Origin of the sequence: Aeromicrobium sp. PE09-221, assembly GCF_002174305.1 — a bacterium.
Classification (GTDB): Bacteria; Actinomycetota; Actinomycetes; order Propionibacteriales; family Nocardioidaceae; genus Aeromicrobium.
In genome coordinates, this window is sequence record NZ_MIJB01000068.1 from 1 (window position 1) to 703 (window position 703).

Consider the following 703-nt stretch of genomic DNA (forward strand, 5'->3'; position numbering starts at 1 on the left):
TCTGCTGCGCGGGTTCGGCCCGTTCGGGCCATCCGGTGATGCCCGGCGAGTGCGAGGCAGCGAACGCCCCGACGATCTTCCCGGTGTTAGCCATTGTCATTTCTCCCCACGAATCCGCGCGTAGTATTCGGCACGATCGACTTCGAGCTGGATCGCGCAGAAATACAAGAGATAAGGATTGATGCCCTTTTCGTACATGGACTTGAAATCAAGCTTCTGCAAGTGATCCCGGAACTCGTCCTCGATCCCGTATTCGTCGAGAACCTTGCCGGAATCACGCATATAACGGTCCTTGACGGAGGGATCCCGGCGAATGTCCCAGAGCAATTTATGAACGCTGTACATCGCTGTGCTCTCTCCTTGCCCGAGGTTTCCCCCGTCCCCATGCGGAATATCTCGCAATTTCAATCTAGGACCGCCGGGGACGGGGGTCGTGACCCTTCCGGGTCAATTCGCTCGAGCGCTCAGATCTTGTGCGTGAACCAGCCACCTCAGGCGGGACGTGGCGACGGCGAAGTAGTAGTAGCAGCAGTGCAGCGAGCCGGACTGGTCGTACATGTCGACCGTGACGCAGTCGGACGTCCGGGCGTCGACGAAGCGCCGCGCACCGATGCGGCACAGGTGGCTGTACTCCTTGCCCTGCCTCCCACAGACGGGCATGTCGCTCTCGTCCGCGACGCCATCAACCCTGCACTCTGATAGG

2 protein-coding genes are annotated in these 703 nt (G+C 60.0%); both read right to left on the reverse strand.

Translation table 11 applies throughout. The features are described 5' to 3' along the window. Nucleotides 1-96 precede the first annotated feature (96 nt). Complete coding sequence (locus BHE97_RS19290; protein ID WP_087622571.1) at nt 97-345, reverse strand: hypothetical protein; 249 nt, start codon at nt 343-345, stop codon at nt 97-99. Between the two features lie 102 nt (nt 346-447). Further along, on the reverse strand, nt 448-703 hold a 256-nt coding region (locus BHE97_RS19295), incomplete at its 5' end, for a hypothetical protein (RefSeq protein WP_236757804.1).